The organism is Pseudomonas sp. Emmai (assembly GCF_055179735.1).
Window position 1 is genome coordinate 16456 of the sequence record NZ_CM143685.1, and the last position, 13866, is coordinate 30321.

The window sequence follows — 13866 nt, forward strand, 5'->3', positions numbered from 1 at the left end:
TCCACGCTCCTGTGGATAGTGTTTTTCAAACAACAGAGACGACACAGCCGGACCTTCCTTTGAGGAAAGTCCGGCTGCGGCGATAGACCTGTGGTACCGCGTCGCCCCGCCCTACGCGATCTCTGTAGGAGCGAGGCTTGCCCGCGAAGGCGTGATCAGCAACACCGCAGGCTTGAGACTTACAACTTGATCCAGGTCGCCTTCAGCTCGGTGTACTTGTCGAACGCATGCAGCGACTTGTCGCGACCATTGCCCGACTGTTTGAAACCACCGAACGGCGCAGTCATGTCGCCGCCGTCGTACTGGTTGACCCACACGCTACCGGCACGCAGGGCCTTGGCGGTCAGGTGTGCCTTGGAGATGTCCTTGGTCCACACCGCAGCGGCCAGGCCGTAGGGCGTGTCGTTGGCAATCGCAATGGCTTCTTCGGCGGTATCGAAAGCGATGACCGACAACACCGGGCCAAAGATTTCTTCCTGGGCGATTTTCATCGCGTTGTTCACGCCGTCGAAAATCGTCGGTTCAACGTAGGTGCCGCCGGTTTCCTGCAGGATGCGCTTGCCGCCGGCCACCAGTTTGGCGCCATCGGTGTGGCCGGATTCGATGTAGGACAGCACGGTGTTCATCTGCTGGGTGTCCACCAACGCGCCGACGTTGGTCGCCGGGTCCAGCGGATTGCCCGGCTTCCAGGTTTTCAGTGCTTCGATCACCAGCGGCAGGAAGGTGTCCTTGATCGAACGCTCGACCAGCAGACGCGAACCGGCGGTGCAGACTTCGCCCTGGTTGAAGGCGATGGCGCTGGCGGCAGATTCGGCGGCGGCTTGCAGGTCCGGGGCATCGGCGAACACGATGTTCGGGCTCTTGCCGCCGGCTTCGAGCCAGACGCGCTTCATGTTCGATTCGCCCGAATAGATCAGCAGTTGCTTGGCGATCTTGGTCGAACCGGTGAACACCAGGGTGTCCACGTCGTTGTGCAGGGCCAGGGCCTTGCCGACGGTGTGGCCGTAGCCTGGCAGCACGTTCAGCACGCCTTTCGGAATGCCGGCTTCAACAGCCAGCGCCGCGATACGGATAGCGGTCAGCGGGGATTTTTCCGACGGCTTGAGGATTACCGAGTTACCGGTGGACAGCGCCGGGCCGAGTTTCCAGCAGGCCATCATCAGCGGGAAGTTCCACGGCACGATGGCGCCGACCACGCCGACTGGCTCGCGAGTGACCAGACCCAGTTGATCGTGCGGAGTGGCGGCCACTTCGTCGTAGATCTTGTCGATGGCCTCGCCGCTCCAGCTCAGGGCTTGCGCCGCGCCGGGAACGTCGATGTACAGGGAGTCGCTGATCGGCTTGCCCATGTCAAGGGTTTCAAGCAGGGCGAGTTCTTCGGCGTGCTGTTTGAGCAGGCCGGCGAAACGAATCATGGTGGCTTTGCGTTTGGTCGGCGCCAGGCGCGACCACACGCCGGAATTGAAGGTGGCGCGGGCGTTTTCCACGGCGCGCTGGGCGTCGGCGGCGTCACAGCTGGCAATCTTGCCCAGCAGACGGCCATCGACCGGGCTGATGCACTCGAAGGTCTCGCTGGAGACGGCATCGGTGTATTCGCCATTGATGTAGGCGCGGCCTTCGATCTTCAGATCGCGAGCCCGTTGTTCCCAGTCGGCACGAGTCAGGGTGGTCATTCGAGTGTCCTCCTCTTGTTGAATACGAGAGCCCCGCGTTCTTCGCGGGTGCTGTCAGGAATTCTGCCCGGCACAGCCTACTATCGGCCCGAGGCACCTGCCACCCTAAACCAGTGGCCGGGGTTGTTTCAATATATTTGACACAAGGTCGGAAAACGGCCTTGCAGTGTTCATTTTAATAAACATAGACTTTGGGTCTTTTCAGCCATTGCGCCGCAATCACGGGGGATTACAACAAAATGAATATCCAGGACGTCGTCGACTTCAGCCAAGCCACCACCCAGCCCGATCGCTATCGGCCGGACCCGGCCAAAGTCCTCAAGGGCGACCCCGAGCAAGCGGTGTACAACCACTACAACAGCCCGTGCGGGCAGATGAGCGCTGGTGTGTGGGAAGGCGAAATCGGCCAGTGGCTGGTGAATTACACCGAACATGAATACTGCGAGATCGTTCAGGGCGTGTCGGTTCTGCGCGATAACGATGGCAACAGCAAGACGCTGCGGGTGGGTGATCGTTTTGTGATTCCGGCGGGTTTTCGCGGGACCTGGGAAGTGCTGGAGTCGTGCCGCAAGATTTATGTGGTGTTTGAACAGAAGGCTTGAGGATTTGAGGATTTGTGTTGTCCGGGCCGGCCTCTTCGCGGGCAAGCCTCGCGCCTACAGTTCAGTGTGATCCGAGCGAGGCTTGCCCGCGAAGGCGTCCTGACAGGCAATGCATAACCCCCAGGCAACAAAAAAGGCCCGTATCTCGCGATACGGGCCTTTTTTGTAAGAGAGAAAAACCAATTACTTGATTTTGCCTTCTTTGTACATAACGTGCTTACGAACGCGCGGGTCGAACATGCGCTTTTCGAGCTTGTCCGGGGTAGTACGCTTGTTCTTGTCGGTAGTGTAGAAGTGACCAGTACCGGCGCTAGAAATCATTCGAATCAATTCACGCATGATTAGCTCCCTTAGATCTTGCCAGCTTTGCGGATTTCGGCCAGCACGACAGTGATGCCACGCTTGTCGATGATACGCATGCCTTTGGCAGATACGCGCAGACGCACGAAACGTTTCTCTTCTTCAACCCAGAAGCGATGATGCTGCAGGTTCGGCAGGAAACGACGACGGGTTTTGTTGTTTGCGTGGGAAATGTTATTCCCAGTTACCGGACCCTTACCGGTAACTTGACAGACTCTCGACATGCCTCAGCCCTCTAAAACCACATGCCCAACCCGGCATGGGTTGGCCGCTTAATCTCTCAGTCATTTGGCGCCAGGCGCCGCGTTTCTTTAGAGGTCTTACCGGCTACACCTACAGTGAAGGAACCGGGCCCCTAGAAAAGAGCGCTGCTTTATACCAGAAAGACCAGAGAGCAACAACATTCGGTGTGCGATGAATTTACAAAAAGCCCATTTTCCGGGCTACGAGCGCCTTGGACAAAGGCTGTCGTCGATGGCGACCGCTCGTCGCAGAGCATCGGCCAACACGCCAATCAACGGCTTTATGAAACCACGCACACGCAAATAAGGCGCCTATAGTCGCCTCAAAATGAAAATGGGGATAGTCATTTGCAAAAGAGCCCACTAGGGTAGGCCTTTTCCAGACTGCACTTGCAGATGGGCCTTCGATCTGTAAAGGAATCCGACCATGCGCCTCGCTGCCCTACCGCTGCTGCTTGCCCCACTGTTACTGAGCCCGCTGGCCCAAGCCGCCGCTCTGACCGTCTGCACCGAGGCCAGCCCTGAAGGGTTCGACGTGGTGCAGTACAACTCGCTGACCACCACTAACGCGTCGGCCGATGTACTGATGAATCGCCTGGTGGACTTCGACACCGCCAGCGGCAAAGTGGTCGCCAGCCTTGCGGACAGCTGGGAAGTCTCGCCCGACGGCCTGAGCTACGTCTTCAAATTGCACCCGCAAGTGAAATTCCACAAAACCGAGTACTTCAGCCCGACTCGCGATTTGAGCGCCGAAGATGTCAAATTCAGCTTCGACCGCATGCTCGACCCGGCTCACCCGTGGCACAAAGTCGCCCAGAGCGGCTTCCCCCATGCCCAGTCGATGCAACTGCCGGCACTGATCAAAAAGATCGACGCCCTCGATCCGCTGACCGTGCGCTTCACCCTCGATCACCCCGACTCGACCTTCCTCGCCACCCTGAGCATGGGCTTCGCCTCGATCTATTCCGCTGAATACGCCGACAAACTGCTGAAGGCCGGCACGCCCGAAAAGCTCAACAGCCAGCCGATCGGCAGCGGCCCCTTCATCTTTACGCGGTTCCAGAAAGACGCCGTGATCCGCTACAAGGCCAATGTGGACTACTTCGGTGGCAAGCCGTCAGTGGATCCGTTGATCTTCGCCATCACCCCGGACGCCAATGTGCGTTTGCAGAAACTGCGCCGCAACGAGTGCCAAATCGCCCTGTCGCCCAAGCCACTGGATGTGGTGGCCGCCAAGCAAGAGCCGACGCTGAAAGTGGAAAAGACTGACGCGTTCATGACCGCATTCGTCGGCATTAACAGTCAGCATCCACCGCTGGACAAGCCCGAAGTACGCCAGGCGATCAACCTCGCGTTCGACAAGGCCAATTACCTCAAGGCTGTGTTCGAGGACACCGCCGAAGCCGCCAACGGCCCTTACCCGCCGAACACCTGGAGCTACGCCAAGAGCCTGCCGGGTTATCCCCACGACGTGGCGAAAGCCAAGGCATTGATGGCCAAGGCCGGGCTCAAGGACGGTTTCCAAACCACCATCTGGACTCGCCCGTCCGGCAGCTTGCTGAACCCCAACCCGAGCCTCGGCGCGCAACTGTTGCAGTCCGATCTGGCGGAAATCGGCATCCAGGCCGAAATCCGCGTGATCGAATGGGGCGAGCTGATCCGCCGCGCCAAGGCCGGCGAGCATGACCTGCTGTTCATGGGCTGGGCCGGCGACAACGGCGACCCGGACAACTTCCTCACGCCGCAATTTTCCTGCGCGGCGGTCAAGTCCGGCACCAACTTCGCCCGTTACTGCAACCAGGACCTGGACAAGCTGATCAGCGCCGGCAAGACCACCAGCGAGCAAGGCGTACGCACCAAGCTCTACGAACAGGCCCAGGCGCAGATCCACCAACAGGCGTTGTGGCTGCCACTGGCGCATCCGACGGCGTTCGCGTTGACGCGCAAGGATGTGCAGGGTTACGCCGTCAGTCCTTTCGGCCGGCAGGATTACTCCAAAATCAGCTTCAAGCCGTAAGCTGCAAGCTGCAAGCTAGAGCAGGCCGTGCACTGCTTTAGCTGGCCGCTTGAAGCTTGAAACCTGCAGCTGCTTCTACATCCAGCCGTACTCGGCCATCGACAGCGGATCACCGTCGCCGACGATGAAATGGTCGAGCACTCGCACATCAACCAGCTCCAGCGCCTCCTGCAGCCTCTTGGTCAGCATTCGGTCCGCCTGACTGGGGTCGGCGTTGCCCGAGGGGTGGTTGTGGCACAGGATCAGCGCTGCAGCGTTGTGAGCCAGGGCACGCTTGACCACTTGTCGCGGATAAACGCTGGTGTTGTCGATGGAGCCGCGAAACAGCGCTTCGAACGCTAGCACCCGATGCCTGGAATCCAGAAACAGACAACCGAATACTTCGTGAGGCTCATGGCGCAGCATCGCTTTGAGGTAATCACGAACAGCCTGCGGGTTTTCCAGCGCCGACTTCTGCCGTGAGTGTTCCGCCAGATGCCGTCGCGACATTTCCTGAACGGCCTGCAATTGAGCGAATTTCGCCGGCCCGAGCCCCAATTGTTTGCTGAATGTTTTTTGATCAGCCTCCAGCAGCGAACGCAGGTTGCCGAACTGACTCAACAAGTGTCGCGCCAGGTCCACCGCGCTTTTGCCGGAGACGCCGGTCCGTAAAAAAATCGCCAGCAGCTCGGCATCCGAAAGACTCGCCGGGCCCAACTCCAATAACCTCTCCCGCGGCCGCTCCGCCGCTGGCCAATCACGAATACTCATAACACCTCCCTGGTCTGTGGGCGCCGCTGTTCCGTAGCGGTCGCTGTGATATCGTAGCCCATCTTTTTTGCGGACGAATTCATCCCTGGGGAGGGGGTTTCGCCACGCAGTCATCAACGAAATGAAAGGCAGACCTATGCAGCGGCTGTATCGGAAACGCATCGTTCTGGGCGTCGGCGGCGGCATTGCTGCCTACAAGAGCGCCGACCTGGTTCGCCGCCTGATCGATCAGGGCGCCGAAGTGCGCGTGGTCATGACCCGTGGCGGCAGCGAGTTCATCACCCCGCTGACCATGCAGGCGCTGTCCGGGCACCCGGTCCATCTCGACCTGCTGGACCCCGCGGCCGAAGCCGCCATGGGCCACATCGAGCTGGCCAAATGGGCCGACCTGGTGCTGATCGCCCCCGCTACTGCGGACTTGATCGCCCGCCTGGCCCAAGGCATCGCCAATGACCTGCTGACTACGCTGGTGCTGGCCACCGACGCCGTGGTCGCCGTGGCCCCGGCGATGAACCAGGCGATGTGGCGCGATCCTGCGACCCAGGCCAATCTGCAACTCCTCGAAAGCCGCGGCATCAAGTCCTTCGGCCCGGCCTCCGGCAGCCAGGCCTGCGGCGACGTCGGCATGGGCCGCATGCTCGAAGCCACCGACCTCGCCCAGTGCGCGGCGGACTGCTTCCAGCGCATGGCGCTGACCGGCAAACACGTGCTGATCACCGCCGGCCCGACCCAGGAAAACATCGACCCGGTGCGCTACATCACCAACCACAGCTCCGGGAAAATGGGCTTTGCCCTGGCCGAAGCCGCGGTGGAAGCCGGTGCCCGCGTCACGCTGATCACCGGCCCGGTGCATTTGCCGACGCCGGATCGCGTGACGCGCATCGATGTGGTCAGCGCCCGGGACATGCTCGCCGCCTGTGAATCCGCGATCCCCTGCGACTTGTTTATCGCCTCGGCAGCGGTCGCGGACTACCGCCCGGAAGTGGTCGCCCCACAAAAACTCAAGAAAGATCCTACGAACGGCGACGGCTTGTTGCTACAAATGGTGCGCAATCCAGACATTCTGGCCAGCATCGCCACTCGCCCTGACCGTCCGTTCAGTGTTGGTTTTGCCGCCGAAACCGAACACCTGCTCGATTACGCTGCGCGCAAGCTGAAAGACAAAAACCTCGATTTGATCGTCGCCAATGACGTCGCCAACCCGAGTATTGGCTTCAACAGCGAAGAAAACGCCTGCAGCGTGATCGACCGGGACCTGCATGCCACGCTTTTCGCCCAGACCAGCAAGAGCAAGATTGCTCGCCAGCTGATCACTTTTATCGCCGACCGTCTGAACCAGGTTTAATTTACATGCACGCTTTGCAAGCCAAGATCCTCGACCCCCGCATCGGTACCGACTTCCCGCTGCCACAGTACGCCACCCCAGGCTCCGCCGGCCTCGACCTGCGCGCCATGCTGGAAAAAGACACTGTGATCAAGCCGGGCGAAACCCTGCTGATCCCCACCGGCCTGTCCGTCTACATCGGCGACCCGGGCCTGGCGGCGCTGATCCTGCCGCGCTCCGGCCTGGGCCATAAGCACGGCATCGTGCTGGGCAACCTGGTTGGCCTGATCGACTCCGATTACCAGGGCCCGCTGATGGTTTCGTGCTGGAACCGCAGTGACAAGGAATTCACTCTGGAAGTGGGTGAGCGTCTGGCTCAACTGGTTTTGGTGCCGGTGGTTCAGGCGCACTTCGAGATGGTCGAAGAATTCGTCGAAACCGAGCGCGGTGCCGGCGGTTTCGGCCATTCCGGTAGCCATTGATCCGATAGATGCCCCCTTTGTGGCGAGCGAGCTTGCTCGCGCCGGGCTGCGAAGCGGCTCCAAAAGCTTGGGAGCGCTGCGCACTCCAGCGCGAGCAAGCTCCCTCGCCACAAGTGCATTCCAGGGTACAAATTGCACAGCCGTCATCTGGAAGGTTTACCACTGAATATCAAGGGATTGGCGGGCCAAATGCGCGCCGATGCCGCGGTCATGGCCTTTGCACACCACGAACTCTCTGTGGAAAACGCCGTCATACCCTTCAGTTTGAGCCTGCCGACAAGTTAATTCCTGGCAGGTCCAGTCACTTTCGAAATGGAGCAATCCCACAGATGAGCAGTCCAGCCCAAGTCGCACCCAAGTTCCCCGACAGCATCTTCCGCGCCTACGACATTCGCGGCACCGTCCCGGAATTCTTGAACGGTGAAACCGCTTACTGGCTCGGCCGTGCCATCGGCGCCCAGAGCCTGGCTCAGGACGAACCCAATGTTTCCGTCGGCCGCGATGGCCGCCTGTCCGGCCCGGAACTGGTCGAACGCCTGATTCAAGGCCTGGCCGACAGCGGCTGCCACGTCAGCGACGTCGGCCTGGTGCCAACGCCTGCGCTGTACTACGCCGCCAACGTACTGGCCGGTAAATCCGGTGTCATGTTGACTGGCAGCCACAACCCGTCGAACTACAACGGTTTCAAGATCGTCATTGCCGGCGACACCCTGGCCAACGAACAGATCCAGGCCCTGCACGAACGCCTCAAAACCAACAACCTGACCAGCGGCAAGGGCAGCATCACCCAGGTCGAGATCCTCGATCGCTACAACACCGAAATCGTCCAGGACATCAAACTGGCCCGTCGCCTCAAAGTCGTGGTCGATTGCGGTAACGGCGCGGCTGGCGTGATCGCCCCGCAACTGATCGAAGCGCTGAATTGCGAAGTTATCCCGCTGTTCTGCGACGTCGACGGCAACTTCCCGAACCATCACCCGGATCCGGGCAAGCCTGAAAACCTCGTGGACCTGATCGCCAAGGTCAAGGAAACCAACGCCGACCTGGGCCTGGCTTTCGACGGTGACGGCGACCGCGTCGGCGTGGTGACCAACACCGGCAGCATCGTCTACCCGGACCGCCTGCTGATGCTGTTCGCCCGCGATGTTCTGGCGCGCAACGCCAACGCGGAAATCATCTTCGACGTCAAATGCACCCGTCGCCTGACGCCGCTGATCAAGGAATACGGAGGTCGTCCGCTAATGTGGAAGACCGGTCATTCGTTGATCAAAAAGAAAATGAAACAAACCGGCGCCCTGTTGGCCGGCGAAATGAGCGGGCACATCTTCTTCAAGGAGCGCTGGTTCGGTTTCGACGACGGCATTTACAGCGCCGCGCGGTTGCTGGAGATCCTCAGCAAGGAAAAATCCACCGCGGAAGAGCTGTTTGCGACCTTCCCGAACGATATTTCTACGCCTGAAATCAATATCCATGTGACCGAAGAGAGCAAATTCAGCATCATTGATGCTCTGCACGACGCGAAGTGGGGCGAAGGCGCCGACCTGACCACCATCGACGGCGTGCGGGTCGACTACGCCAAAGGCTGGGGCCTGGTGCGCGCCTCCAACACCACACCGGTGTTGGTGCTGCGTTTCGAGGCTGATGACGAGGCTGAACTGCAGCGCATCAAGGACGTATTCAAAGTCCAGTTGAAGCGTGTTGCCCCTGATCTCCAACTACCGTTTTGATCTTCTGATTCACCCGGAGCCCTGAATGACCCTCGAACGCGAAGCCGCCGCCAACACCGCCAAGGTCCTGTCCGAAGCGCTGCCTTACATCCGCCGTTATGTCGGCAAGACGCTGGTGATCAAATACGGCGGCAACGCGATGGAAAGCGAGGAGCTGAAAACCGGCTTCGCCCGCGACATCGTGCTGATGAAAGCCGTGGGTATCAACCCGGTGGTGGTTCACGGCGGCGGCCCGCAAATCGGCGACCTGCTCAAGCGTCTGTCGATCGAGAGCCACTTCATCGATGGCATGCGCGTGACTGACGCGCAGACCATGGACGTGGTGGAAATGGTCCTCGGCGGCCAGGTGAACAAGGACATCGTCAACCTGATCAACCGTCATGGCGGCAGCGCCATCGGCCTGACGGGTAAAGACGCCGAGCTGATTCGTGCGAAAAAGCTCACCGTGACCCGCCAGACGCCGGAGATGACTCAGCCGGAAATCATCGACATCGGGCAAGTGGGCGAAGTGGTCGGGATTAACACCGACCTGCTGAACCTGCTGGTCAAAGGCGATTTCATCCCGGTGATCGCGCCAATCGGCGTGGGCGCCAACGGCGAGTCGTACAACATCAACGCCGATTTGGTGGCCGGTAAAGTGGCCGAAGCACTGAAAGCTGAAAAGCTGATGCTGCTGACCAACATCGCCGGCCTGATGGACAAGCAAGGCACAGTACTGACCGGCCTGACCACCCAGCAAGTCGACGACCTGATCGCCGACGGCACGATCTACGGCGGCATGTTGCCGAAGATCCGTTGCGCGCTGGAAGCGGTACAGGGCGGCGTGGGCAGCTCGCTGATCATTGATGGCCGGGTGCCGAATGCGATTCTGCTGGAGATCTTCACCGATACCGGTGTGGGGACTTTGATCAGCAATCGCAAGCGTCCGTAAGCGACACCTACAAAAAGACCCCGCTCAGCCTGGCTGAGCGGGGTCTTTTTTTGCCTGCGATCCCTGCGGGGGACACGTCTATTTGTGGCGAGGAAGCTTGCTCCCGCTGGGCTGCGCAGCAGACTCAAGAGCTTGTGAGCGCTGCGCACTCAAGGGGAGCAAGCTCCCTCGCCACACAAGCCCGCCTCACAGGGAGATCAGCGTTAAACGCCGAACTGGGCGCGGTAGGCTTCTACGGCAGGCAAATGCTGCTTGAGCTGCGGATCATCGGCCAGGAATTGCAGGACCTGGGTCAGCGACACAATGCTGATGACCGGGATCTTGAAGTCACGCTCCACTTCCTGGATCGCCGACAACTCGCCGTTGCCACGCTCCTGACGGTTCAGGGCGATCAGCACGCCGGCGGCTTTGGCGCCGTCCTGGCTGTCAATGATCTGCATCACTTCGCGGATCGCGGTGCCGGCGGTGATCACGTCGTCAATGATCAGCACTTCACCAGTCAACGGTGCGCCGACCAGGCTGCCGCCTTCGCCGTGGGCCTTGGCTTCCTTACGGTTGAAGCACCATGGCAGGTCACGGCCGTGATGTTCGGCCAAGGCCACTGCAGTGGTCGCAGCCAACGGGATACCTTTGTACGCAGGGCCAAACAGAACATCGAAGGGAATGCCGCTCTCAACGATGGCTGCCGCGTAGAAACGACCCAGTTGCGCCAGGGCCGAACCACTGTTGAACAGGCCGGCATTGAAGAAGTAAGGACTGGTGCGCCCGGACTTCAGGGTGAACTCACCGAAGCGCAAAACGCCGCGATCGATGGCAAAACGAATGAAATCGCGCTGATACGCTTGCATGAAAAAAACCCCAAATACCACGGATTTAGCTAATTAGGTTGACGCCGTGTATCATACACGCACGCGATTTTTGGGGCCATTTATGCGGATCATCAGTGTGAACGTCAATGGTATTCAGGCTGCAGTGGAGCGAGGTTTGCTCAGTTGGCTGCAAGCACAGAATGCCGACGTCATCTGCCTGCAGGACACCCGCGCCTCCGCCTTTGAACTGGACGATCCAGCCTTCCAACTGGATGGCTACTTCCTTTATGCCTGCGAAGCTGAAGTTCCCGCCCAGGGTGGCGTGGCTTTGTACTCGCGGTTGCAACCGAAGGCAGTCATCAGCGGTCTCGGCTTCGAGACGGCCGACCGCTACGGGCGCTACCTGCAAGCCGATTTCGATAAGGTCAGCATCGCGACCTTGCTGCTCCCTTCGGGGCAGAATGGCGATGAAGACTTGAACCAGAAGTTCAAGCTAATGGACGATTTCGCCCGTTATCTGGATAAACAGCGACGCAAGCGTCGCGAGTACATTTATTGTGGCTCGCTGTACGTGGCGCAACAGAAGCTGGATATCAAGAACTGGCGCGACAGCCAGCAATCCCCGGGCTTCTTGGCACCTGAACGTGCCTGGATGGACGAGATTGTCGGCAATATGGGTTATGTCGATGCCCTGCGCGAAGTCAGTCGTGAAGGCGACCAGTACAGCTGGTGGCCGGACAACGAACAGGCTGAGATGCTCAACCTGGGCTGGCGTTTCGACTACCAGTTGCTGACCCCAGGCTTGCGCCGCTTTGTACGCAGCGCACGCCTGCCACGTCAGCCACGGTTCTCGCAACACGCACCGCTGATCGTGGACTACGACTGGACGCTGACTATCTAAGCGTCGATTCGCCGATAAAAGAATGCCCGTATCGCAAGATACGGGCATTTTTTTATGCATCAGTCGACATGACCCGAACCTCAGGCAACGGCAAAAAACGGCAGCGCAAGGTACAGCTTGATCACGATGACGTTAATGATGTCGATGAAGAACGCACCCACCATCGGAACCACGAGAAACGCTATCTGCGAAGGCCCGTAGCGCTGCGTCACCGCCTGCATGTTAGCGATGGCCGTAGGTGTGGCACCCAGCCCGAAACCGCAGTGCCCTGCCGCCAACACCGCCGCATCGTAGTTACTGCCCATGATTCTGAACGTCACGAAAATCGCAAACAGCGCCATGACCAACGCTTGCGCAGCCAAAATGATGAAGATCGGCAAGGCCAGTGCCGCCAGGTCCCACAGTTTGAGCGACATCAAGGCAATCGCCAGAAACAGCGACAGGCTGACATTCCCCAGCACTGAGACTTCACGCTCGAATACCTGATACAAGCCCAACGCTGAAAGCCCATTGCGTAAAACGACACCCACGAACAAAACACAAACGAACGTCGGCAATTCAAGTGCCGTTCCGTGCAGCCAGCCATTCAGAAGATTGCCGGCCAATAAGCTGACGGCAATCAGGGCAAGTGTTTCGATAAACGAAAATGGCGTAATCGAGCGCTCTTTGTTCGGCTGCTCAAAGCCCTTTGGCAACTGTGGTGTTTCCTGAGGGTGGCAGCCTGGTACTTGAACACGCTTGATCAGCAGGCGAGCGACCGGACCACCAATCAAGCCACCCAACACCAGGCCGAACGTCGCAGAGGCAATCGCCAGCTCGGAGGCCGACGCCAGACCATACTTCTCGCTAAACACCGTCCCCCATGCAGCGCCTGTACCGTGACCGCCCGACAACGTAATCGAACCGGTCAGCAGTCCCATCAAAGGATCGAGCCCGAGCATTTTTGCGAGGCCGATGCCCATGGCATTCTGGACGATCAGCAGTCCGGCCACCGCCAGCAGAAAAACGCCCACTACGCGACCGCCCTTCTTCAGGCTGGCGAAGTCCGCACTCAAGCCGATCGTGGCGAAAAAAGCCAACATCAACGGCGTCTGTAATGAAGTATCGAAGCGGACTTCAATATCAAAAGTTCGTAATATCAGGAAAGCCAGGGCAACCAACAGACCGCCGGCAACGGGTTCGGGAATATTGTAATTACGTAGAAAACCAACACGTGTAACAAGTCCGCGCCCCAGCAAAAGCACCAAGGAGGCGGCCACAAGCGTTCCATAAAAATCGAGCTGAATCATTGGGATTATTCTTGGCTATATATATATTCAAAGGCGAACTTTTTACCTGCGCACGCCTCTTGAACCGGCTGAGTTTCTCAACACTGATTGCTTGAAATTCAAGGACCTTCGATGGCTTGAATATGTCGAAATATTTCTTAGTGAATATAACGTGGGGCAACTCTATCAACCGTAAAGTCTCATTGCCAAGGACGCAGCCAATGTTGAGGCATTACAGTTGTGACTAAAGATGTAAGAGTGATCGCTGATATAGAACTGCGGCGCAGTTATCACCCGCCCCGTGCGCCAGAGATGTGAATTGAACTGCAAAAATACAAATGCCCTGACAAGTCAGGGCATTTGTTTTACAGCGCTCAATGTAAGGCGGGCCTGTCCGGCTTGATCGTTACTTGATCAACCGCCAGGTGAACGGATATCGATAAGGCACCCCTTCATTGGCTTTCACGCCAGCAATGATCGTCAGCACCAACGCGCCGATGGCGATCAGGCCAAGCAGGAAGAACCCGATGACCACCAACATCAAAAAGAACGATAGGGTCGCGGCGATGGCGACGGTGATCTGAAAATTGAGCGCTTCCTTGCCCTGCGCATCAATAAACGGATCACTCTCGCGCTTCATCTGCCAGAGAATCAACGGGCCAATCAGCGTACCAAACGGAATCCAGATCCCCAGCAAGGCGGACAAGTGACAAAACATTGCCCACTGACGAACCTCCTGGCTCGGCGTGGGTAGCAGTTGCTGATCACTCATGGCGTCCT

Annotated in this window: 13 protein-coding genes and 1 pseudogene; 7 read left to right on the plus strand and 7 right to left on the minus strand. The window is 58.9% G+C overall.

The window, feature by feature from the left end; genetic code table 11:
- Window positions 1–179: 179 nt before the first annotated feature.
- Window positions 180–1673, minus strand: coding sequence for an aldehyde dehydrogenase (locus ACY4LX_RS00080; RefSeq protein ID WP_054048467.1), 1494 nt, complete (start codon window positions 1671–1673; stop codon window positions 180–182).
- 239 nt (window positions 1674–1912) lie between these two features.
- On the opposite strand from ACY4LX_RS00080, the gene ACY4LX_RS00085 reads away from it, so the two are divergent.
- A complete protein-coding gene (locus ACY4LX_RS00085) occupies window positions 1913–2275 on the plus strand; it encodes a cupin domain-containing protein (RefSeq protein ID WP_123515785.1) in 363 nt (120 codons plus the stop codon).
- 183 nt (window positions 2276–2458) lie between these two features.
- Here the strand turns inward: ACY4LX_RS00085 and rpmG are convergent, their stop codons facing one another.
- Both rpmG and rpmB read right to left on the minus strand, forming a co-directional pair.
- Window positions 2459–2614 (minus strand): 50S ribosomal protein L33, encoded by a 156-nt coding sequence (gene rpmG, locus ACY4LX_RS00090; RefSeq protein ID WP_008150173.1) that lies wholly within the window; start codon window positions 2612–2614, stop codon window positions 2459–2461.
- An 11-nt stretch (window positions 2615–2625) separates the two neighbouring features.
- Complete coding sequence (rpmB, locus tag ACY4LX_RS00095) at window positions 2626–2859, minus strand: 50S ribosomal protein L28 (RefSeq protein WP_007894701.1); 234 nt, start codon at window positions 2857–2859, stop codon at window positions 2626–2628.
- A gap of 445 nt (window positions 2860–3304) precedes the next feature.
- Here rpmB and ACY4LX_RS00100 point away from each other — a divergent pair, with 445 nt between their 5' ends.
- Entirely contained in the window at window positions 3305–4894 is a 1590-nt protein-coding gene (locus tag ACY4LX_RS00100; RefSeq protein WP_463258855.1) for an ABC transporter substrate-binding protein, read from the plus strand.
- A 75-nt stretch (window positions 4895–4969) separates the two neighbouring features.
- Here ACY4LX_RS00100 and radC read toward each other — a convergent pair whose 3' ends face one another.
- Window positions 4970–5644, minus strand: a complete 675-nt coding sequence (radC, locus tag ACY4LX_RS00105; protein ID WP_149659484.1) for a RadC family protein — start codon at window positions 5642–5644, stop codon at window positions 4970–4972.
- 136 nt (window positions 5645–5780) lie between these two features.
- Here radC and coaBC point away from each other — a divergent pair, with 136 nt between their 5' ends.
- The 4 genes and pseudogenes from coaBC (at window position 5781) to argB (ending at window position 10108) form a co-directional block, all read left to right on the plus strand.
- Window positions 5781–6989 carry a bifunctional phosphopantothenoylcysteine decarboxylase/phosphopantothenate--cysteine ligase CoaBC gene (coaBC, locus tag ACY4LX_RS00110; protein ID WP_463260661.1) on the plus strand — a complete coding sequence of 403 codons (1209 nt, stop codon included), beginning with the start codon at window positions 5781–5783 and terminating at the stop codon, window positions 6987–6989.
- A 5-nt stretch (window positions 6990–6994) separates the two neighbouring features.
- Window positions 6995–7450 (plus strand): dUTP diphosphatase, encoded by a 456-nt coding sequence (dut, locus tag ACY4LX_RS00115; RefSeq protein ID WP_123403789.1) that lies wholly within the window; start codon window positions 6995–6997, stop codon window positions 7448–7450.
- Window positions 7451–7800: 350 nt separating this feature from the next.
- Window positions 7801–9177: pseudogene (locus ACY4LX_RS00120) on the plus strand (phosphomannomutase/phosphoglucomutase); the annotation flags it as partial.
- A 25-nt stretch (window positions 9178–9202) separates the two neighbouring features.
- Window positions 9203–10108 carry an acetylglutamate kinase gene (argB, locus tag ACY4LX_RS00125; RefSeq protein ID WP_123403785.1) on the plus strand — a complete coding sequence of 302 codons (906 nt, stop codon included), beginning with the start codon at window positions 9203–9205 and terminating at the stop codon, window positions 10106–10108.
- Window positions 10109–10311: 203 nt separating this feature from the next.
- Here the strand turns inward: argB and pyrE are convergent, their stop codons facing one another.
- The gene (gene pyrE, locus ACY4LX_RS00130) at window positions 10312–10956 is read right to left on the minus strand and encodes an orotate phosphoribosyltransferase (protein WP_133835392.1); all 645 of its coding nucleotides are present in this window, start codon (window positions 10954–10956) and stop codon (window positions 10312–10314) included.
- Between the two features lie 82 nt (window positions 10957–11038).
- On the opposite strand from pyrE, the gene ACY4LX_RS00135 reads away from it, so the two are divergent.
- Complete coding sequence (locus ACY4LX_RS00135; RefSeq protein WP_007934608.1) at window positions 11039–11818, plus strand: exodeoxyribonuclease III; 780 nt, start codon at window positions 11039–11041, stop codon at window positions 11816–11818.
- Window positions 11819–11898: 80 nt separating this feature from the next.
- Here ACY4LX_RS00135 and gltS read toward each other — a convergent pair whose 3' ends face one another.
- Together gltS and ACY4LX_RS00145 are read right to left on the minus strand one after the other, a co-directional pair.
- Window positions 11899–13107 carry a sodium/glutamate symporter gene (gene gltS / locus ACY4LX_RS00140; protein ID WP_463258856.1) on the minus strand — a complete coding sequence of 403 codons (1209 nt, stop codon included), beginning with the start codon at window positions 13105–13107 and terminating at the stop codon, window positions 11899–11901.
- 385 nt (window positions 13108–13492) lie between these two features.
- Window positions 13493–13858 (minus strand): DUF4870 domain-containing protein, encoded by a 366-nt coding sequence (locus ACY4LX_RS00145; protein ID WP_463258857.1) that lies wholly within the window; start codon window positions 13856–13858, stop codon window positions 13493–13495.
- Between the last annotated feature and the right edge of the window lie 8 nt (window positions 13859–13866).